Source organism: Limosilactobacillus kribbianus, assembly GCF_026413145.1.
GTDB lineage: Bacteria > Bacillota > Bacilli > Lactobacillales > Lactobacillaceae > Limosilactobacillus > Limosilactobacillus kribbianus.
On record NZ_JAOVYZ010000002.1, the window covers coordinates 86863 to 106963 of the forward strand.

Annotated in this window: 20 protein-coding genes and 2 tRNA genes; 3 read left to right on the top strand and 19 right to left on the bottom strand. The window is 50.6% G+C overall.

Going from position 1 to position 20101, the window contains the following annotated elements; genetic code table 11:
* Positions 1 to 49: 49 nt before the first annotated feature.
* From OCT58_RS01060 to OCT58_RS01090, 7 genes are all read right to left on the bottom strand, one after another.
* Positions 50 to 838, bottom strand: a complete 789-nt coding sequence (locus tag OCT58_RS01060; RefSeq protein ID WP_267200979.1) for a YibE/F family protein — start codon at positions 836 to 838, stop codon at positions 50 to 52.
* Positions 835 to 1950: a YibE/F family protein gene (locus tag OCT58_RS01065; RefSeq protein ID WP_267200980.1), complete on the bottom strand. Its 1116-nt coding sequence runs from the start codon at positions 1948 to 1950 to the stop codon at positions 835 to 837. Before OCT58_RS01065 ends, OCT58_RS01060 begins: the two co-directional genes overlap by 4 nt.
* A 158-nt stretch (positions 1951 to 2108) precedes the next feature.
* Positions 2109 to 2744: a uracil phosphoribosyltransferase gene (upp, locus tag OCT58_RS01070; protein WP_267200981.1), complete on the bottom strand. Its 636-nt coding sequence runs from the start codon at positions 2742 to 2744 to the stop codon at positions 2109 to 2111.
* A gap of 103 nt (positions 2745 to 2847) precedes the next feature.
* Positions 2848 to 3876: an L-threonylcarbamoyladenylate synthase gene (locus tag OCT58_RS01075; protein WP_267200982.1), complete on the bottom strand. Its 1029-nt coding sequence runs from the start codon at positions 3874 to 3876 to the stop codon at positions 2848 to 2850.
* Between the two features lie 5 nt (positions 3877 to 3881).
* Positions 3882 to 4745 carry a peptide chain release factor N(5)-glutamine methyltransferase gene (prmC, locus tag OCT58_RS01080; protein ID WP_267200983.1) on the bottom strand — a complete coding sequence of 288 codons (864 nt, stop codon included), beginning with the start codon at positions 4743 to 4745 and terminating at the stop codon, positions 3882 to 3884.
* Positions 4738 to 5820, bottom strand: a complete 1083-nt coding sequence (prfA, locus tag OCT58_RS01085) for a peptide chain release factor 1 (RefSeq protein WP_267201016.1) — start codon at positions 5818 to 5820, stop codon at positions 4738 to 4740. Before prfA ends, prmC begins: the two co-directional genes overlap by 8 nt.
* 20 nt (positions 5821 to 5840) lie before the next feature.
* A complete protein-coding gene (locus tag OCT58_RS01090) occupies positions 5841 to 6419 on the bottom strand; it encodes a thymidine kinase (RefSeq protein ID WP_267200984.1) in 579 nt (192 codons plus the stop codon).
* A 181-nt stretch (positions 6420 to 6600) separates the two neighbouring features.
* On the opposite strand from OCT58_RS01090, the gene OCT58_RS01095 reads away from it, so the two are divergent.
* Genes OCT58_RS01095 through OCT58_RS01105 form a run of 3 tightly spaced genes read left to right on the top strand, consistent with a single transcriptional unit; the run spans position 6601 to position 8967 of the window.
* Positions 6601 to 7941: a Mur ligase family protein gene (locus OCT58_RS01095; RefSeq protein WP_267200985.1), complete on the top strand. Its 1341-nt coding sequence runs from the start codon at positions 6601 to 6603 to the stop codon at positions 7939 to 7941.
* Positions 7941 to 8648, top strand: coding sequence for a type 1 glutamine amidotransferase (locus tag OCT58_RS01100; protein ID WP_267200986.1), 708 nt, complete (start codon positions 7941 to 7943; stop codon positions 8646 to 8648). Before OCT58_RS01095 ends, OCT58_RS01100 begins: the two co-directional genes overlap by 1 nt.
* A 13-nt stretch (positions 8649 to 8661) precedes the next feature.
* A complete protein-coding gene (locus tag OCT58_RS01105; RefSeq protein WP_267200987.1) occupies positions 8662 to 8967 on the top strand; it encodes a hypothetical protein in 306 nt (101 codons plus the stop codon).
* Positions 8968 to 9023: 56 nt separating this feature from the next.
* Here OCT58_RS01105 and OCT58_RS01110 read toward each other — a convergent pair whose 3' ends face one another.
* From OCT58_RS01110 to OCT58_RS01165, 12 genes are all read right to left on the bottom strand, one after another.
* Positions 9024 to 10445: a basic amino acid/polyamine antiporter gene (locus OCT58_RS01110; protein WP_267200988.1), complete on the bottom strand. Its 1422-nt coding sequence runs from the start codon at positions 10443 to 10445 to the stop codon at positions 9024 to 9026.
* A 15-nt stretch (positions 10446 to 10460) separates the two neighbouring features.
* Positions 10461 to 10931: an arginine repressor gene (locus OCT58_RS01115; protein WP_267200989.1), complete on the bottom strand. Its 471-nt coding sequence runs from the start codon at positions 10929 to 10931 to the stop codon at positions 10461 to 10463.
* Positions 10932 to 11058: 127 nt separating this feature from the next.
* Positions 11059 to 12291, bottom strand: a complete 1233-nt coding sequence (gene arcA, locus OCT58_RS01120) for an arginine deiminase (RefSeq protein ID WP_267200990.1) — start codon at positions 12289 to 12291, stop codon at positions 11059 to 11061.
* A 205-nt stretch (positions 12292 to 12496) separates the two neighbouring features.
* Complete coding sequence (locus OCT58_RS01125; protein ID WP_267200991.1) at positions 12497 to 13528, bottom strand: serine hydrolase domain-containing protein; 1032 nt, start codon at positions 13526 to 13528, stop codon at positions 12497 to 12499.
* 132 nt (positions 13529 to 13660) lie between these two features.
* A complete protein-coding gene (locus tag OCT58_RS01130; protein WP_267200992.1) occupies positions 13661 to 15508 on the bottom strand; it encodes an ABC transporter ATP-binding protein in 1848 nt (615 codons plus the stop codon).
* Positions 15474 to 17225, bottom strand: coding sequence for an ABC transporter ATP-binding protein (locus OCT58_RS01135; protein ID WP_267201017.1), 1752 nt, complete (start codon positions 17223 to 17225; stop codon positions 15474 to 15476). The genes OCT58_RS01130 and OCT58_RS01135 overlap by 35 nt, the downstream gene beginning before the upstream one ends.
* A 5-nt stretch (positions 17226 to 17230) precedes the next feature.
* On the bottom strand, positions 17231 to 17716 hold the full coding sequence (locus tag OCT58_RS01140; RefSeq protein WP_267200993.1) for a MarR family winged helix-turn-helix transcriptional regulator: 486 nt from the start codon (positions 17714 to 17716) through the stop codon (positions 17231 to 17233).
* Positions 17717 to 17803: 87 nt separating this feature from the next.
* Positions 17804 to 18661, bottom strand: a complete 858-nt coding sequence (locus tag OCT58_RS01145; protein WP_267200994.1) for a hypothetical protein — start codon at positions 18659 to 18661, stop codon at positions 17804 to 17806.
* 216 nt (positions 18662 to 18877) lie between these two features.
* Positions 18878 to 18950, bottom strand: a tRNA-Glu gene (locus tag OCT58_RS01150).
* A gap of 69 nt (positions 18951 to 19019) precedes the next feature.
* Positions 19020 to 19349: a hypothetical protein gene (locus tag OCT58_RS01155; RefSeq protein ID WP_267200995.1), complete on the bottom strand. Its 330-nt coding sequence runs from the start codon at positions 19347 to 19349 to the stop codon at positions 19020 to 19022.
* A gap of 99 nt (positions 19350 to 19448) precedes the next feature.
* Positions 19449 to 19519: transfer RNA gene (locus OCT58_RS01160), tRNA-Gln, on the bottom strand.
* Between the two features lie 52 nt (positions 19520 to 19571).
* Complete coding sequence (locus OCT58_RS01165; RefSeq protein ID WP_267200996.1) at positions 19572 to 20054, bottom strand: DUF7679 family protein; 483 nt, start codon at positions 20052 to 20054, stop codon at positions 19572 to 19574.
* Positions 20055 to 20101: the final 47 nt, after the last annotated feature.

Sequence of the window (20101 nt, forward strand, 5' to 3'; positions counted from 1 at the left end):
ATCATTTCACGCACCTTTGGGATCTCACGGAATCCCGCTTAAAGGTTTTTTAATCGTTCTTATCATAGTTATTTGGGGATTGCTTGTCAACTAGATGATTACGTCTTCTGGTCATTACCCAGGCGGTCATGGGCACCGTAATCAGCACACCGATAAAGGAAACCAGGATCTCCAGCATCTCAGCCACGAAGATCTTGTTGTTCATGATCGTGCCCAGCGAGTAGTGAAGGCCAGCAAACCAGAGGAAGAGCGCTAAGAAGCCCCCGAAGACGCCGAAGAAAAGCGTGTTGAAGGTTGTGCCGATGATCTGTCGACCAATTGCCATCCCGCTACTCATCAACCGAGCGTTAGTAATTTGAGGATGGTTGTCGAGAACCTCGGTTAAGCCAGAAGAGATTGCCATGGCGGCCTCGGCTATTGCCCCCAGCGTGCTGAGGACCATTACCGTCTCGGCCACCTTGAGGTAGGAGATGCCGATTAAGATCGACATCCCCTCCAGCTCGTCGCTGTCCTCGGTACCAAAGCCCTGAACCATCGCCCAGTGCTCGATGCCGATGATGAATAAGATTAAAATCGCCAGGACGATCAGGGAGGCGTAGAAGGCCGTCACCGTAGTGCGCAGGTCGTCCTCCCCCATGAAGATCGTCACGGCCAGGATAATCACCCCGGTTGTGATCATTACAAACATCGGTGGGACGTGAAAGGCAATCAGCACCATTGCAAAGTAGAGGAAGCCAAAGTTCAGCAACAAACTCCAAAAAGCCGTCCAGCCCTGCTTGCCACCGACGAGAATCATTAAAATCATTAGTAACAGCCCGAGGGCCGTAATCGTCGTCACTTTGCTCGCCTCCCTAACAGTAGTGCCCCAAACGCGCTGACCAGTGGAATCGCCAAAACGATTCCAATTCCACTGACCAGGCTCTGAACCGTTCCTAGGCTCATGTTCATTGCGAAGGTATAGCCCCAGGAATTACCGTTCTTAATGTAGAGCAGGCTGGACGTGAAGGTGTCGGCCATGAAAATAAGAAAGAGGACATTGATCAGCGGTCCCATGATCGATTTGCCGACATTGCGTCCGGACATGAAGAGCTGACGCGCACTCACCGTGGGTTCCAGCTGCTTGAGCTCAAAGAGGGTCGCGATGATGTCGCTGGATTCGTCCATCACCGCCCCGAGCGAACCCAAGAGTGTTTCGGCCAAAAACAGCGGCCGGGGCACTTGGGTGACATACTGCATCGACTCGTAGTAGATCCCCCGCTCGTGGGTCCAGGCAAAGACCAGCAGACTGACTCCCAGGGCGGCAAAGGTCCCGATGACCGTCGCACTAAAGGTGGCCAGCATTTTTTTGCTGGGGCCCAGTACCAAGAGCAGGCTGACGAAAGCAAAGATGACCGTCAGGACGCTAAAGATAGGCAGCACGTGCTCCCCGTTTTCATTCAGATCCAGGGTGACCGCCGCCATAAAGAGCAGGGCGTTGACGATCACGCTCACCAGAGCCCAGGCGCCGGACCGCCCCATCATCAGCAGGAGTAAAGTCACGACCAGCCAGGCCAAAGTGACCAGGACCGTGTCCCGTTTGTAACCAGCAATGTTGGCCGACAGGGTCCCCCTGTGCTGGTGCAACTGGGTCAAGAAGACCTGGTCACCCACCCGGAAGCGCTGATCCATCGGCTGGGAATCACTGTAAGTATTGGTCAGGGTGAGTCGTCGTCCCCGGTAGTGCCCGTTCATGATCACCGCCACCAAGCGCTGGTCATACTGGTGGTCAATATTCTTAAACTGGTCGCTGGTCCGACGTGCTCTCCCTGTTTTGCCGACCCGGACGACCTTGGCGATTGGCTGGTGATAAAAGCGCTGGTTATGCATGGTAAAGCCGATGCTAACGATGCCGATCAGCACCAAAATCAGCAACAGCCAGCGGCGCTTTTTCAGCCACGATTGTTGAAACATTGCAAGACTTCCTTCTCAATAACACTACCTGCCATTTTACTATTCCTAATCCAAGAGGAAAGCCTCTGGGAAAAATTTAAGGGCTTTATAAGCTTCGCAATAAGAAAAGCGCCACCAAACTCAGTCATCCTGAATCTAGTGACGCTAAAATCACGAAATTACTTAGTACCGAAGAGCCGGTCACCGGCATCCCCAAGGCCAGGAACAATGTAGCCATCCTTGTTCAGGTGGTCATCGAGGCCCGCGGTGTAAATGTCGACGTCAGGGTAGGCTTCGCGAACAGCCTGAACCCCTTCTGGTGCGGCAACCAAGCAGGCGAACTTCATATTCTTCTCCTGGCAGCCCCGCTTCTTCAGTGCTTCGATCGCCATCATGGCAGAGCCACCGGTGGCCAGCATTGGGTCAACGATGAAGAGTTGCCGTTCCGTGATGTCGTTTGGCAGCTTAACGAAGTATTCGTGCGGCTTCAGGGTCTTCTCGTCCCGGTACATCCCGATGAAACCAATCTTGGCTGCCGGAATCAGGTCGGTCATTCCGTCGACCATCCCCAGGCCGGCCCGCAGGATTGGAATGATGGCAACTTTCTTGCCGGCCAGTTCCTTTTGGGTTGTCTTAGCAATTGGCGTTTCAATCTCGACGTCCTTTAATGGCATATCACGAGAAACCTCGTATGCCATGAGGGTTGAGATTTCCTTCACCGTTTCCCGGAAGAACTTAGTCCCGACGTTCTTGTCCCGAATCATTGTTAACTTGTGCTGGATCAATGGATGATCAATAACTTCAAACTTGCCCATGCCTTATACACACTCCTTTGAATTTCTCCCCTATTTTACCAAAAAAAGTGAGGGGTGACAAAACTTGTTTGCCAAACTCCTCACAATCTTCGTCAATGTTTATTTATTTGACCATGTCGGTACTAAAGTGGACCCCACCAGCCGACTTATTGAGCCGGTTCATGTAGGCGCCCCCCAGTCCCGTGGCGTCGAAGGCTTCGGTCACAATTGCCTTGACGTTGGGCTGGTCGTCGAACTGGCGCAGGCCGTCAAAAAGGCGGGCACTGGCGTCTTTGACCCCGGTGCCAAGAGAGAACTGAATGGCGTTCATCGGCAGGGTCGCCTTCTGTAGGATTGCGCCTTCAGCCATGATGCCGACGTCAAACGGTTGGGCGGCGATCCACTTGATCACCTGAGCCCAGTCGGTTCCCTGGTCAACAATGTAAACCTGGGCGTTCGGGGCGTAGTGCTTGTACTTCATCCCTGGTGCCTTCGGGGTCTCGTTTTTGCCGACCTTGTGGTGATTCAAATCAATTGAGCCAATCACTGCTTCGATGTCCTTCTTGGTGACTGCTCCCGGCCGTAAGATAACTGGGGTGGCCGTTGACATGTCCAGGACGGTCGATTCAACCCCGACCCGCGTTGGCCCGTTGTCGAGGATTCCGGCGATCTTACCGTGCAGGTCGTGGTAAACATGCTGGGCCGTGGTTGGGCTCGGCTTACCGGAGGTGTTGGCGGATGGTCCAACCATTGGAACCCCGGCCTTGGCGATCAGGTCCAGGGTTGGTTGGCAGTCTGGGAAACGGAAGGCAACCGTGTTCAGTCCCCCCGTCACCGTCTTCGAAAGAACATGTTTCTTGATCTTTAAGATGATCGTCAGTGAACCCGGCCAGAAGGCCTTCATCAGTTTCCGCGCATTGTCCGGAATTTCGGCCGCGTACTTTTCAACCATGGCCACCGAGTTAACGTGGACGATCAAGGGGTTGTCGCTCGGCCGGCCCTTTGCCAGGTAAACGTTCTTGACCGCGTCCTCGTTGGTCGCGTCCGCCCCGAGACCGTACACCGTCTCGGTTGGAAAGGCTACGAGCTCGCCCCGCTTGATAGCGGCCGCCGCCTCGTCAATTTCACTCAACTGAAAAATTTTGGTATCCATTCTTGCTAATTTCCTCCTGCGCCTGAAAAATCCCATACGTGTATCATCCTCATCTTTCCAGCCACATCATGGCGCGTCTCAATCTTAGCCTGCCGATCGCACTGGTGCAACAGAGCCTGAATCGTCTCCTCTTGGTCATAGCCGGTCTCGCCATACAGCTGGCCGTTCGCAGTCAGGTGCGCACCCGCCTGTTCAAAGAGGCGGTGGTAAAACCCGAGGCCGTGTTCATCGGCAAACAGGGCTAGGGCAGGCTCATAATCCAGGACCGCTTGATCCATCACGCCAGTATCCTGATGGTCGATGTAGGGCGGATTGGTCACGATCAAGTCGAAACGCTGGTCAGCAAGCGCCGCAAAAAGGTCACTCTCCACCAACGGCAAATCCAGACCAAAGTGGCGGCAGTTTTCCTCCGCCACCTCCAGTGCGGCCGGTGAAACATCGCTCAGCGTCACCCGCCATTGTGGCCGCTCCAGTGCCAAAGTAATCCCGATATCTCCGCTGCCAGTGCCCAGATCCAGCACTCGCAACGGCTGGGCGGGCATTTTGGCAAGCACCCAATCGACCAGCTCGGCAGTCTCCGCTTCGGGAACCAGCACCGCCGGGGTAACCTTGAAGTTTCGGCCGTAAAACGGCGCCTTCCCGGCAATGTATTGGGCCGGTTCATGTTTCAAGAGCCGCGCAACCGCCCCTTCAAACCAGTGCTGCTCAGTTGCCGGCATCTGATCACGATTGTGCAGCAGTAAGTGGGTGGCATCCCAGTCGTGACGCATTTGCAATAGAAACTGACCGGCGCTTGGATCAAGCTCAGCCCCCGCCAGTTGTTCTTTGGCCCAGCACTGAGCCGCAAAGTAGGTCCAGCTGCTATTCATTGCGCAGCTGTTCCAGCTTCTTGGTCTGGTCAGCAACGATCAGCGCCTCGATAATCTCGTCGAGGTCACCAGCCATGATCTTGTCCAACTTGTTTAAGGTCAAGCCGATCCGGTGATCCGTAACCCGGTTTTGCGGGTAGTTGTAGGTCCGGATCCGTTCTGATCGGTCACCGGTCCCAATGGCGTCCTTCCGCTTCTGGTCGTATGCGCTCTGTTCCTTTTGCTGGTAGTAATCGTAAACCCGCGACTTCAGAATTCGCATGGCCTTGGCCCGGTTCTGCTGCTGGGACCGCTCGTCCTGCATGGCAACCACGATTCCGGTTGGCAGGTGGGTCATCCGCACGGCCGAAGAGGTCTTGTTGACGTGCTGACCACCGGCACCACTGGAACGGTAAACGTCAACTCGAATGTCCTTGGGATCCAGTTCTACATCCACATCCTCGGCTTCGGGCATGACCCCAACCGTCGCCGTTGAGGTGTGCACCCGGCCAGCAGATTCGGTCACTGGCACCCGCTGAACCCGGTGGGCGCCGTTTTCAAACTTCAGCTTCGAGTAAACCTTGTCCCCAGTGATCATCAAGGCGATTTCCTTGAAGCCACCGACCTCGGTCTCGTTCTTATCAACGACTTCGACCTTCCAGCCCTGGCGTTCAGCGTAGTGGAGGTACATGTTGTAAAGGTCGGCCGCAAACAGGCTGGCCTCGTCCCCCCCGGCGGCACCGCGGATTTCCATGATGATGTTCTTGTCATCGTTTGGATCCTTTGGAATCAGGAGCATTTCCAGTTCCTTTTCCAGCTTAGCCTGCTTATCCTTGGCCTCGCTCAGCTCGTCCTTGGTCAAGGCAGTCAGGTCCGGATCGTCGGATTCCCGTAGCAGTTCTTCATCACCCTGAATTGTCTCAGTGACCTGCTTGTATTCATTGTATTTTTCAACCGTTTCACGCAGGCTCCCCTCTTCCTTGGAGAGTTTCATGAAGCGTTGTGAATCAGCAATCACTTCTGGATCGCTGATCAGTTCGTTCAGCTCATCGTAACGGTCGGCAACCGCCTGGAGCTTATCGAAGATGTCTTTCATTTCCATCGGTCTGTTTCCTCCTATTGTTGGTCTAATTGGGGATGGAAATAGTGCTTGCGGCAAACCGGGTAGTAAGACTCGTTGCCACCAATCTGCACCTGTTCCCCCTCGTACACGGGCTTGCCGTCGTGGATGCGCAGGTTCATTGTCGCCTTATGCGGACAGAACCAGCAGATGGTCTTCATCTCCTCGATCTTATCAGCATAGATCAGCAGATACTTAGAACCTTCAAACAATTCATTTCGAAAGTCGTTCTTCAGCCCAAAGGTCATCACCGGGATGTCCAGCTCGTCGACGATCTTGATCAGCTGAAGGACGTGGTGCTTTTTCAAAAACTGGGCTTCGTCGATCAAAACGCAGTAGACGGGATGGTCAATCTGCTTGACGTACTCATAAATGTCGGTGTCGTCCATCACCGGGGTCACCCGCCGCTTCAGGCCAATCCGACTGGCGATCACCCCTTGGCCAGACCGGTTGTCAATCCCGCTGGTCATTAAGACGACCGGCTTGCCCTGCTCCTCATAGTTGTGGGCAACCTTCAGGATATCAATTGACTTGCCAGAATTCATTGCGCCGTATTTGAAAAATAACTGTGCCACGATGCGTGCTCCTTTTTATTGCATAGTACTCTTCATTATATCGAAAATTCAAATGCTTTTAAATACTTCGCCCTCCCCGGAGCACATTGGGAAATCGATTTAGGCGGAAAGCTTTCATTTTTCATCCATAAAGATTAAAATTAAACGGTATTTAATCTCTATTAAGAAAGGAACTGTTTCGATGTCAATTCGAAGTTCATTTGCTGAATTTGCCGGACGCTCCAGCTACTGGTTCCTCCATACTTTCATGCATGGTGGCAGCTCGCTCCCCGGCAAATTAACCCTCAAATTGGATCCCAACATCCTCCAGGCATTTAGTAAAAAATATGACCTGATTATCATCACCGGGACGAACGGCAAGACGCTGACCACCGCGCTCAGCGTCCGGGTCCTCCGGGAGCGTTACGACCAGGTGCTGACCAATCCAACCGGTTCGAATATGGAACAGGGGATCGTCACGACCTTCATCACGGCACCCCGTTCACATAAGAAGGGGCTGGCCGTCCTTGAAGTCGACGAGGCCAACGTGCCGATCGTCTGCCAGTACATTACCCCGAAGGCCTTCGTTTTCACCAACATCTTTCGGGATCAGATGGATCGCTACGGGGAAATTTACACCACCTACAATAAAATCCTGCGCGGGGTCAAGATGGCGCCTCAGGCCACAATTATCGCCAATGGTGACGAACAACTCTTCCATAGTAAGGACCTGCCGAACCCGATCATTTACTACGGGTTCAATCACGAACACCACCCGGCATTCAACGCCCCGGCCAACACCGATGGCCTGCTCTGTCCGAAGTGCCAGCACATCCTCAAATATCATATGCGGACCTATGCCGGGCTTGGCGACTACTTCTGCCCGCACTGCGGTTTCCATCGACCAGCCCTGACCTACGCCGTCACCAAAATTAACAAGCTGACCCCGACTAATTCAACCTTTGAAATCGACGGCCAGCAGTACACCATCGGAATCGGTGGGCTCTACAACATCTACAACGCCCTGGCCGCCTACTCATTGGGCCGCTTTCTCGGTGTCAACCAGGAACAGATCAAGCACGCCTTCGAATCCGACGAACGGGTCTTCGGGCGTCAAGAAATTATCGATGTTGACGGCAAGCAGGTGACGATCATTCTAGTCAAGAATCCGGTTGGCTTAAACCAGGTCCTGGACATGATCGAAACCGACCCCAAGCCATTTTCCTTCGCCTTCCTGCTCAATGCCAACTACGCCGACGGGATCGACACCAGTTGGATCTGGGACGGTGACTTTGAAAAGCTCAGCCAGCACCCGATTCCGCAATATATGACCGGGGGCGAACGCTACAAGGACATTACGACCCGCCTGACGATGGCTGGGATTGACAACGTTTGGCACGAACCTGACCTGACCCATGTGATCGACAAGATCAAGCAGATGCCAACTGAGCACGTCTACATTTTGGCAACCTACACGGCCATGCTGCAGTTGCGCAAACTGTTGGCGGAAAAGAATTATCTGAAGAAAGGTGGTATGGACTAATGGCAAAGTATCACTTACGACTCGCCCATCTTTATGGCGACCTGCTCAACACCTACAGTGACGTCGGCAATATCATTGCCCTGCGCTACTACGCCAAGCAAATGGATGCCGACATCGCCGTTGAAGTCATCAGCATCGACAACGATTTTGACTCCGACCGCTTCGACCTCGCCCTCTTCGGCGGTGGTCAGGACTACGAGCAACTCGTGGTCTCCCGCGACCTGCCAAACAAGAAGGCCGGAATCGACAAGTTCATCAACGAAAACAAGCCCTTCCTAGCGATCTGCGGGGGCTACCAGTTACTTGGTCACTACTACATCGGTGCAAACGGTGAAAAGATTCCCGGCCTGGGCATCCTCGACCACTACACCCTGAGTCAGGACAACAATCGTTTTATCGGCGATATCACAATTAAAAACCCGGAAAATGGCCAGGAGTACCACGGCTTTGAAAACCATAACGGCCGAACCTTTATCGGCAAGAGCGAGAAGCCGTTGGGAATGGTCATCTCCGGCCATGGCAACAATGGTGAGGACCACACCGAAGGCGCCATCTATAAGTCAACCTACTGTTCCTACTTCCACGGACCGATCCTGACCCGGAACGGTGAAATCGCCAAGTCCCTCCTCCTGCGGGCACTGAAGAACAAGTACCCGGACGAGGACTTCAGCCAGCAGGAAGCGCTCAAGATTCAGCCGACGTTCTGAAAAGGAGGAAACCTTGGAATCAATTTTTCTCTTCGGCCTCACGATTGCTTTTCTGGTGGAGAGCTTCTACGAGACCCGTTTATACATGCTCTTTCAGGTCCTTGTTCAGCGGTTTCCACAGTTTGTCCAGAATAGGCGCCTGACCCGGATCATGCGGGTAGAGCAAACCTGGAACTGGCTGTCTTGGGTGCTGCTGATTGCCCTGATTTTGTTGCCAAATCATTACACGATCCTCCTGATCAGCGTCATTACCCTGATCGAAACGATTATCGTCTTTGAGATGGACCGGATTAAGTCCCAGTTGAATCAACCCAAATAAAAAAGATCGCAAATCATTTTCGATTTGCGATCTTTTATTTTATGTGAAACTAGCGATTAGCCAACCTTAATCGTGCCGTTAGCAACGAGCCAAATGGCAACAACGGACAGTGCCAGAATCAATACCATGACGCATTTTTCGGCGGTGGTCATCTTGTGGTTGTTTTCCTTGCATGCCAGGTAGTAGATGTAGAAGCCTGGGATGAAACTGATGGAAACCAGCAACACTTCTTGCCAACCAGCAAGGAACATGCAGGCAAGCATGAAGGCAGCGGACAGCAGACCAATCGTGAATTGACCCCATTCACCGTGTTCCTGACTGTACTTCATCTGGTAAAGGCCAACGAAGAGGTAGGAGAACAGGATAGCGGCAGAACAAAGTGAGTAAGCAAATTCGTATGCCTGTTGGGTGAACAGCAGTGAGAACAGGAAGATCGTCTGCAGAACACCGGTGATCATCAGAGAAGCCGTTGGAGCGTTCTTGGAGTTGGTGTCACCCCACAGCTTCGGCATTGCGTGGTCTTCGGCAACCAGCATGGTCGTTTCAGCTGGCAGCATCGTCCAGGACAACCAGGAAACGATGGTGGAGATGATCAGACCGATGTTGATCAGAACGGAGCCCCAGGTACCAACAGTCATTTGCAGAACGTGACCAATGGCAGGCTGACCCATTGCGGCCAATTGAGCCCGGGTCAGAACACCGTAAGGCAGAACAGAAATCATCACGTAGATCAGTACCAGAAGACCGAAACTAATCAGGGTTGCTGATTGAGCGTCGGAACGGGACTTAGCACGGTGGGCCATAACAGAGGCACCTTCAACCCCGATAAATACCCAGATCAGCGTCATCAGAGTACCCTTCATCTGTGCCCAAGTAGAACCGGTCGTGGTGCCCTTGGAAGCATTGTTGGCTACCCGGCCCCAGAAGTCGGCAGTGAACATGCCGCTCTTGAAGCTGACGATCATGATGATGATGAAAATAACCAGTGGTACAACCTTGCAGATCGTCCCAATCATGTTGACGAAGGAGGCCGTTTCAACACCGTTGTTAACCAGGATAGTCAGTAACCAGCAGAAAATAATAGCTACAATGATCGATGGAACGTTCTGACCACCCTTGAACATTGGGAAGAAGGTCCCGATTGATGCCATCAGCATCGTGGCGAAGGCAATGTTCCCCAGCCATGCAGACAGCCAGTAGGACCAACCGGAAATGAATTCACCCATTGGGCCGAACCCTGCGCCGGCGTATGAGAAAATCCCGGCTTCCAGGTCTGGACGCTTAGCACCCAGGTTGTTCAATGAAAGAACCAACATCAAGAAACCTAAACCTGCAAATACCCAGGCCAGAAGAGCTGGACCTGGTGCAGCGGCAGCTGAGACATCACTAGTAATCCCAAAAATCCCAGTACCGATACATGAACTAACAATCAGGGCAATCAATTCACCCTTGCCGATACCTTTTTTCTCAGTATCCATGTTATCCCCTCATTTCTACACAATTCGTGTGTTAATGTGCTTTGCAATCAAGTTATAAACCAGCTTGGCATCCGCGTTATCCTTGCTAATGATAATCAGTGTGTCATTGCCGGCTAAGGTCCCCACAACCTCCGGAATATCGAGTTCATCGAACATCCCCGCTAAAATCGTGGCATAGCTAGAGTTCAGCGCGGTCTTCACAACGTTTAGGAACTGGACCGTCTCGATTGTCCGAACATTGTCATGAATGCCTTGGTACAAACGATTAAAGTCGTGTTCTGGCGCCAGATGGAGCTGGACATAGTAAGTATGCCCCTGTCCGTCATTAGCCTTGACGATGTTTAAGGCGTGAATGTCCCGAGAGATTGTCGCCTGAGTGGTCTCGACCCCAGCCTCCGTAAGGAGCCGCAGCAACTCATCCTGCGTTTCAATCTTTCGATCATTAACTAGCTGTTCAATAAATTTTCGTCTCGCTTTTCGATCCATCCTGGGTCCCTCGCAATAAAGTGATTACATCATTCATAATACTAGAAAAAGCAGCAAAATTATACCCTCTGGTCCCATCTGTCAATGAGTCACCGGATAAAATTTGCTGCTTTTAATTTAAGTTAAATTACTTATCAAGATCTTCACGAACAAGTGGGCAGGACATGCAACGCGGACCACCACGACCACGTGATAATTCACTTGACCGAACCTCATGAACGAGAATTCCGTGCTTGCGCAGCAAATCATTTGATACATAGTTCCGGTCATAAGTTACAACTTCACCTGGAGCGATCGTCAAGGTGTTGGAACCATCATTCCACTGTTCACGTGGAGCAACAATTGGATCACCGTTACCAGTAGGAATCAGGTCGATTTCTGGCTTGTCCAGTGCTTCTTCCAGAACCTTCTTCAGGTCGGTGCGGTGCTGAATTTCAACGTCCCCATCCTTGCCTGGGTGCAGGATGTAGGTGTCAACTTGACCATCATCGTCCAAGATTTGCGGATGAACAGTGAATTGGTCGTAGTTGATCATCGTGAAGACGGTGTCAAGGTGCATCATTGCGTGGTTGTGTGGAATGTGAATAGCAATAACAGTATCGTAGTTGGAGTCCTTGAAGAGGTTCCGTGCGATATCCATGATTGCATCTGCAGAAGTCCGTTGAGAAATTCCGATTGCAAATACGTGGTCACTGAGAACTAATTCGTCCCCACCTTCAATCCGGGTGTCGTGGTAACGATCACGCCATACATGTACACCCTTGTTGGCAAAGCGTGGGTTGTACTTGATAATGTATTCAGTGAAGAGAGATTCACGTTGACGAGCCTTGAAGGTCATGTGGTTGATGGTAATACCGTCACCAATTGAAGCCTGTGGGTCACGCGTGAAATATGCGTTTGGCATTGGGTCCATGAAGAATGGGTAGTCAGCGTCTTCAGCCATTTCAGCAAGTGAAACGAACTTAACGTCAATTTCATCCTTCCGTACACCTGCAATGATCTTGTCAACCATTGCTTGAGTGTCCATGCCCAGCAGGTATTCCTTCAATGCGTCGTGAACAGCACCAGCTGCGTAGCCGGATTCGGCCAGCATTGTTTCAAGGAACTTTTCCTTAACTTGGCTGTCTTGCAGAGCTTCTGCAGCTAACTTAGCGAAGTATAATACTTCGATTCCTTGCTTGCGCAACGTGTCTGCGAAGAAGTCATGTTCTTCTTGTGCAATTGGCAGATATGGGATGTCATCAACCAGCATCCGGTGAAGGATGTCCGGGTACACGTTTTCAATTTCGTGACCTGGCCGGTGAAGCATAACTGTCTTCAGCTTTCCAATTTCAGATGTTACATGAATTGGACTTTGCATATACAATCACTCCTTTAAGAGATTCACTTGATTACGTATTCTATCTTATCATAAATGTAACCGTTGTCAAATCCCTATTTAACAGCAATTTGTGTACTTATGCAGCTAAGTGTATCAATTTAAACAGTCGCCCTCATTTTATGCAGTTTGTCAGGGATGATTGAATAATCTGCGAACGGGTATGCATGGAAGTTGAATAATAATTTCACAAAGTTTTTTGAAAAGCACTTTTTTCCCGAAGATAGGTTGCAAAGACCTGGTCCCGCCGATCCAGGTAGGCCTGGTTTTGTGCCGTTGGATGGACCCGGTTGGACAAAAAGATGAAGCCCTGGTCGGTTTGCCGGTCCAGGACCAGCCAGGTGCCGGTAAAACCGGTGTGACTGATCAGTAGGTGTTGGTCCCGGGGATCGTGGAAAAGTTTCCAGCCCAGTGACCGGCTATGAGGGCCTGGAATTGGCGTTTGGTCGACAAACATGGCAGCCACCATTGCTGGTGTCAGTAAGCCATTGAGATTATTTTCAATCAACTGTCGAGCAAAGATCCGCAGATCGGCCAGGCTGGCAAAGAGCCCCGCGCACCCACAGTCGGCACCAAGAATATATCCCTTTGGATCATGAACCTGACCTCTGATCAGCCCCCGGCCGGATTGAATCTCGGTTGGCACTGTCTGCTGGGGTTGCGGGTGAAAAGTAGCAGTCGGCAGTCCCAACGGTTGCAAGACCTGGCGGGCAATCACCTCCTGCACCGGAGCCTTGCACAGCCGTTCAATAATCCAGCCCAGGTAAAGATAATTCACGTCGGCATAGCGAATCTGGCGATTAAGAGTGTCATCGACGTGCTGCTGGGTCAAAAAGGCTCGCTTAAGTTCTGGAGCAGAAAGTTCGTTGCGGTGAGAAATGTACCCGCCAATCCCGGATGTATGGGTCAGGAGATTGCGAATTGTCGGTCGGGGATCAGTAAATTCCGGCAAATACTTTTTCACGGGATCGTCTAAGCCCAGGCGTCCCTGCTGCAATAGCAGTGCCACCACCGGTACCGTCCCCACCACTTTAGTCAGTGAGGCCAGGTCGTAAAGCATCCCCGATCGCAGTTTTTCTCGTTCAGGCTGCAGTTCGGCCATCCCGCGAACGGCTGAATATTCCTGCTCCCCGTCAAAGATGAGATAGGTCATCCCCGGAACAATCCCGTCATCAACCATGGCATTCAATTGGCCGATTGTTTGCTCGTATTTCTTCATATATGTCTGCTCCTTATCAATGCTGATTGCACCCATTTTATAACGTCTGGATGCCCATGATCAATTTCCCGAGAAATAAAATGACGTCTACGACAACTAATTGGTTGTCATCGACGTCATTACAGTAATTAGTTAAATTTGGTTTCCCATAAACTGGCTGTTGTAGAGATCGGCATAGAAGCCATTAGCCTTCATCAACTGGTCATGGTTGCCAGTCTCAATGATGTGGCCATGATTAACTACGATAATTTGCTCGGCGTTGCGAATCGTTGAAAGACGATGGGCAACAACGAAACTAGTCCGCCCTTTCTGAAGGTCATTCATGGCATTTTGAATTAGCGCCTCGGTCCGGGTGTCAACTGAGCTAGTAGCTTCATCCAAAATCAGGATTTCTGGATTAGCTAGAAAAGCCCGCGCAATCGTCAATAATTGCCGTTGCCCCTGGGAAATATTTGAAGCCGCCTCGTTAATCACGGTTTGGTAGCTATCTGGCAATTCCCGGATAAAGTTGTCCGCGTGGGCCATCTTGGCTGCCTGGTAAACTTCCTCATCGCTAGCGTCTTCCCGCCCAAAGCGGATGTTCTCCATGATCGTGCCATTGAAGAGCCAGGTGTCTTGCAAAACCATTCCAATGTGGCTTCGCAACTCCTGACGCGTCATCGAGCGGGTATCATGCCCATCAAGGTAGATGTGCCCACCCTGGATTTCATAGAAACGCTCCAGGAGGTTAATGATGGTCGTTTTCCCAGCTCCCGTTGGCCCAACAATAGCGACCATGTGATTGGCCGGTGCTTTGAGGTTAAAGTCTTCGATCAGTGGTTCTTCTGGCCGGTAGCTAAAGTCGACATGGTCAAACTCAACCTTTGGTACGGGTCTTGTTGTCAGTGGCTGGTCGCTGACAAGGTCGTTCTTCATTTCCGGTTCATCTAAAACGGTGAAGATACGCTCTGCCGAAGCAATCGTCTGCTGGATCGTACTCGAGAGGTTAGCTATCTGGGTAATTGGCTGGGCAAACTGGTTGGTGTACTGCAAAAAGGCCTGCACATTCCCCAGGGTGATCTGCCCGTGGATTACCTGAATGGCACCGACCACGGCGACCATTAGGTATCCCAAGTTTCGGATAAAGTTCATGATTGGGAAAATTAGCGTTGAAAAGAACTGGGCCTTCCACGCTGCTTGGTAGTAACGATGATTGTTCTTGCTAAATTTTTGTTCCTCGTCGCTTTCCTTATTGAAAGTGCGGACAATCGTGTGGCCCGCGTAGGTTTCCTCGACCTGAGCATTGATCTTGCCTAGCTCGGCCTGCTGACGTGAAAAGAGCTTCTGGGCGGTTGGGGCAACAAAGGCCACCACTGCCAGGCTCAGTGGAACGATTACCAAGGCCACCAGGGTCAGCTTCCAGCTAATTGTAAACATTAGAACCAGAACCCCGACGAAGGTCAGCGTACTGGTGATGATTTGAATAAAGCTCTGCTGGAGAGTCCCGGCAATGTTATCCATATCATTGACCATTCGGCTCATGATATCCCCGTTACTGTGAGTGTCATAAAAGCTGATCGGCACCCGCCCCATTTTATCATCCAGATCTTGCCGTAAGTTGTAAACCACCCGCTGCGAAATCCGGGTCATGATAATCTGCTGAATGAAACTGAAAAGTCCGGAAAAAACATAAAGCAGGATCACCGTGATCCCAATCGTTAGGATCCGATGAAAGTCGATCGGCAGGCTGGCCAGGTGGTGACCGGCCTTAATCTCGGCATAGCCCTTCATTACACCGTTATAGATGATCGTTGTTGCTTCACCTAAAACTTTAGGGGCGATAATCGAAAGAATGACCGAAATAATCGCCAAGAGAATCGAAAAGATAAATCCGTATTTCCACGGGCGAAGATAGGCAACAAGACGTTTGGTGGTTGGCCAGAAGTGCTTGGCTTTTCCTCCATTATTAATTCTTTTTGGTCTGCGTTGCACGTTCTTCATCCCCCTTTCGAATCTGTGAATCAACAATCTGCTGGTAGGTCTTGTTGTGGGCCCGCAGTTCTGCATGCGTTCCCTGGCCAACTACCTTCCCGTTATCTAAGACAATGATCATATCAGCGTCGGCAACGGTCGAAATTCGTTGGGCAACGATTACTGTTACCGCCTGTTGAATTTGCGGGTCCTGGCGGAGAGCCTGGCGCAACTTAGCATCAGTTTGAAAATCCAAGGCCGAGAAAGAATCATCAAAGATGTAGATCGACGCCCGCTTAATAATCGTTCGTGCAATCGTCAGTCGTTGTCGCTGCCCGCCAGAGAAGTTGCTCCCGTTTTGTTCAACAATTGCCTCCAGGCCGCCCGCTTCTTGAACAAAGTCATCTGCCTGAGCAATCTTCAACGCTTGCCACATCTGTTCATCCGTGGCCTGGTCATTGCCGAACTGTAAGTTGGAGCGCACCGTCCCACTAAAGAGAACCGCCTTTTGTGGAGCAATCGAGATCATCTCGTGCAGGTCGTGCTGACTAAGCTTATCAATTGCTTGGCCGTCAACTCTGATCTGGCCGCTTTCGACATTAAACAACCGGGGAATCAGGTTGACCAGGGTTGATTTTCCCGAACCGGTCCCACCAATAATCGCCAAAGTCTGTCCAGCGTGGGTGGTGAAATTGAGATCTTGTAGCGCCAGCCGCTCAGCACCGTCATAACGGAAATTAACGTGGTCAAACTGAAGAGTGGCGGGATGCTGTGGATCAATCTCTACCCGTGAATCTTCTGAAGGATCCGCCACACTGATTGGCGTTTCTAAAACAGCGTTAATCCGGCTTGCGGAAGCCGAAGCCCGCGGAACGAAGACGAAGATCATTGATAACATCATAAAGGAGATCATAATCTGGGTTGCGTAGGTCATAAAGGCAATTAGGTTCCCAACCTGCATGGTCATCTGGGCAATCAGATGACTACCAAACAGGATGATGCTGACGTTGGTCAAGCTGAGAATCAGCGTTACGACCGGAAGAAGAAAGGAAACAAGGGTAAAAGCCTTGATTCCCGTCATCGTATAGTCCTCATTAGCTTGACGGAAACGATTGCGCTCCCGTTTTTCCTGGCGAAAGGCCCGAATCACCCGGACCCCGGTCAGGCTTTCACGAAAGATCAGGTTAATCCGGTCCGTCTTTTTCTGAATACTCTTAAACAGCGGAACGGCGAACCGCATCACCAAGGCGACGATGATGGCTAGGATCGGGAGGCTGATTAGAAAGACAAGTGTCAGTCGCGGCTCACGAACATAGGCTAATACACAGGCCGCCACCAGCATAATTGGTGATTGGAGCATCATTCGGAGCACCTGAACCATCACGTTTTGAATTTGAACGATGTCGTTAGTGGACCGGGTAATCAATGAGGAATCCCCAAAATGGCTGAACTCCTTGCTGGAAAAACGCAGAACGCGGTGAAAAATCTGCCGCCGTAATTTTTCACCAACCTGCATCGCCTGGGTCGACGCAAAATAAACGTTACCGGCCGCTGCAAGCAACCCAATTCCCGCGACGATCAGCATTGAAATTCCGTCATGCCAAACCGTGGCCATATCTTGACGCATAATCCCCTGATCGACTAATTCCGAAGTGATCGTCGGCAAATACAGGTCGCAGGCAACCTGTAGTAATAGGAAGAGGACGGCAAGACTAACCGCCCACCATTTTAAATTCTTTTTGGCAATTTAGGTCATTCCTGATCATTCCCTTCTCTTGCCAAAATCCGAAGCTGCTTTTCCATCTTATCCAAAACCGCGACAAACTGTTGGCGTTCATCATCACTCACGTCGTGCAATAGCATCGTACCAAATTGACGTCGGCGAGCAATCAGGTCTTGGCGAAATTCTTCGCCCTGTTGTGTCAAATTAACGCGGATTACCCGTCGATCCTTTGAATCCCGCAACCGGCTTATGTAGCCGCCTTTTTCTAAACGCTCGAGAACCTCGGTTAAGGATCCCGGCTTCACATGCGCGATTTTAGCAATCTCGCGCTGTGAACAGTTGGGATGGTGGGCAATTGTTTCCACGATCCGTCCTTGACCACGAAAAATCGTCGGGTGCAGTGATCGTTGCATCGTCGCGTAAACGTCCTTGATCAGCCCGTAGAGGCGGTGAAAGAATTCCTCATCTGTAATCGACATCTGCTTGGTCGCTCCTTTAACAATCGTTAGGTACATAACGATTGCTCATTTTACCACTTCCCACCCAAAATGCAATCAAAAAACGCCCGGAGCAAAAAATGCTCACGGACGTTCACTTGATTATTAATTTGGCTGATCAGAAATAACACCGTTTGGCTGGTTCGAAATAGCTGGTTGGTAGCTGGTTCCGCCACCACCATTGCCACCACGGTAAGTTGAACGAGAGCCACCAGTGCTGCGCCGGTAGGAACTACCACCACCGTTGCCGCTGTAGCTAGTTCCACCACCATTACTTTGACTGCTGCCGCCACCATTACCGTTGTTGGTATTGTTAGCGTTACTATTAGCGCTGTTACTGTGCGACGAAGAGCTGGAAGAATGCGAGCTGCTAGAACTAGAGGAACTAGAACTCGAAGAACTGGAAGAAACTGATGAACTGCTCTCTGATGAACTTTCAGCCTTTTGTTCCTTAACCACAAGTCGCTTGGTAACTTTCTTCTTCCCGCGGGTTGCGATTACGTCATATTCGCCCGCGTTCTCAAGACTAATGGTCTTAGTAATTATTCCCTTTCCTGACTGCGCTTTAATGGTTGCATAGGTCGTTCCTGTTCGGTGCCCTTTAATGACCACCTTTGTATCCGGTGAAACCATGAACTTCACCTTGGCATTTCCGTCGTCATTCAAACGGGCCGTCTTCTTAAAACTCAGTGTAATCTCTTTGTCTGCACTAGTGGAAGTCTTAACTGGTTCCTTGACCTTGGTTGTTTTGGAGGCAGCCTCCTGATGGCCGGTAAACGAACTGACCCCAGCACCAACCAGTCCCCCTACCAGGAGGATTACCATCAGCCAATTAAAGAAGACCCCACCCCGGCTAACGTGGTTAACTCCCCGCTTCATCCGGTTAACCTGTCGGAGGTATTGGAAAATCAACAGAATGGCTGCTACAACGGCCAAGATAATAAATAGATTCTTAATTCGCATAATTTAAACACCATAAATTCGTTATTTTTTCAAAAAATGATACAAAATCATTTTAACATGAAAATTCATTTTTTTAAGCGCTTTAGAGAGATTATCAGCTAACGACCGTTTTCTTCAGGCAAAGGCATTGTTTTGTCTCAGCTATCATAAGTACGATGCCTTTTAACAAAAAAAGCCCTCACATCAACGCTTAACGATGATGTGAGGGTATCAAAATCACCCGCACGGGGATCGAACCCGTAACTCCGCCTTGAGAGGGCGACGTCTTAACCAATTTGACCAGCGGGCAATAGTATTAACGTACAAATGTGATTATACGTTATTCGACTATCCCTTGTCAATCAGAAATTAGATTTTTTTACTCGTACGAAAGTTCCAACAGGTAAGAATGCTCAGTCGGCAGATGGGCAGTCGTTACCCAAACATTATGGTAGTTGGGTTGGGTACAATTGGTCAGCCGAAAATAGTCGTCCAAGAGATCTTCGTTTTTAGCGACGAAATCATTCGACAAGCGGTTAACCATCAGTTTCATTGCCGGAAAATAAAAGCCCGCATCCGCAACTTTCAGTTGATCATCAATTCCAAGCATGATCGTATTAGTATAGTGGGCCCGCTGCATCTTAATCAGTTCCGGGTGCCGCTTAATCTTCGACAAGACATAATAAATTGAATCAGAATTACTAGCCATTTCTCTCTTCCTCTCATAATGGCAATTGTAACAGATTTTACAGCGGTGGGAAAATAAAAAAAGTCACAATCCAATCAACTTGGATTATGACTCATCTTATTGGGAATACTGGGTTCGAACCAGTGATCAAGGATTCAGAGTCCTTTGCCTTACCGCTTGGCCAATTCCCAATGTCGTTGTTTCAATCAACGATTATTACTATACAGGGAATTGCCCCTTTCGTCAACCCTTTTTCTCAATTTCTTTGGCAAATTCTTTTTCCTGCTCAGCAATTCGCTGCTTGGTCCGCTTGGTGGCATTTGCCGTTGACGTTTGGTTCACCCAGTAATCGACATCGGCCTTAATCTGAGCTTGTGTCTCTGGCGAATAATCGTGGTGCAGGAAGTTATAGTTGGTGGCACTGTCCTGCTTTTGCCAAACGGCTGCCATGATAAACTGGCTCCGTGTCCGTTGCAGCTTCGGGGCTGCATCCGCCGCAACGGCCCGCACGTCAAGTACCTTGGCGGTTGCCATCGGGGGCACGATTCGCTCGCTGGGCAGGTATGGACCAACCGGCACGTTGATCAGGGCACCACGCATAACCTCCTGCCAGTCCTTCCTGGTCGCCAGACGATGTTCCAGTCCGGGTTCGACATCATTGGCAAGCAGGTATTCCCGCTTTTCACCCCAGCTTAATTCTACTTGAACTACGAATACGTGTGCCATCGAAATCACCCTTTCAACAATCTTTCCTAGCTATATTTTAACTCAAA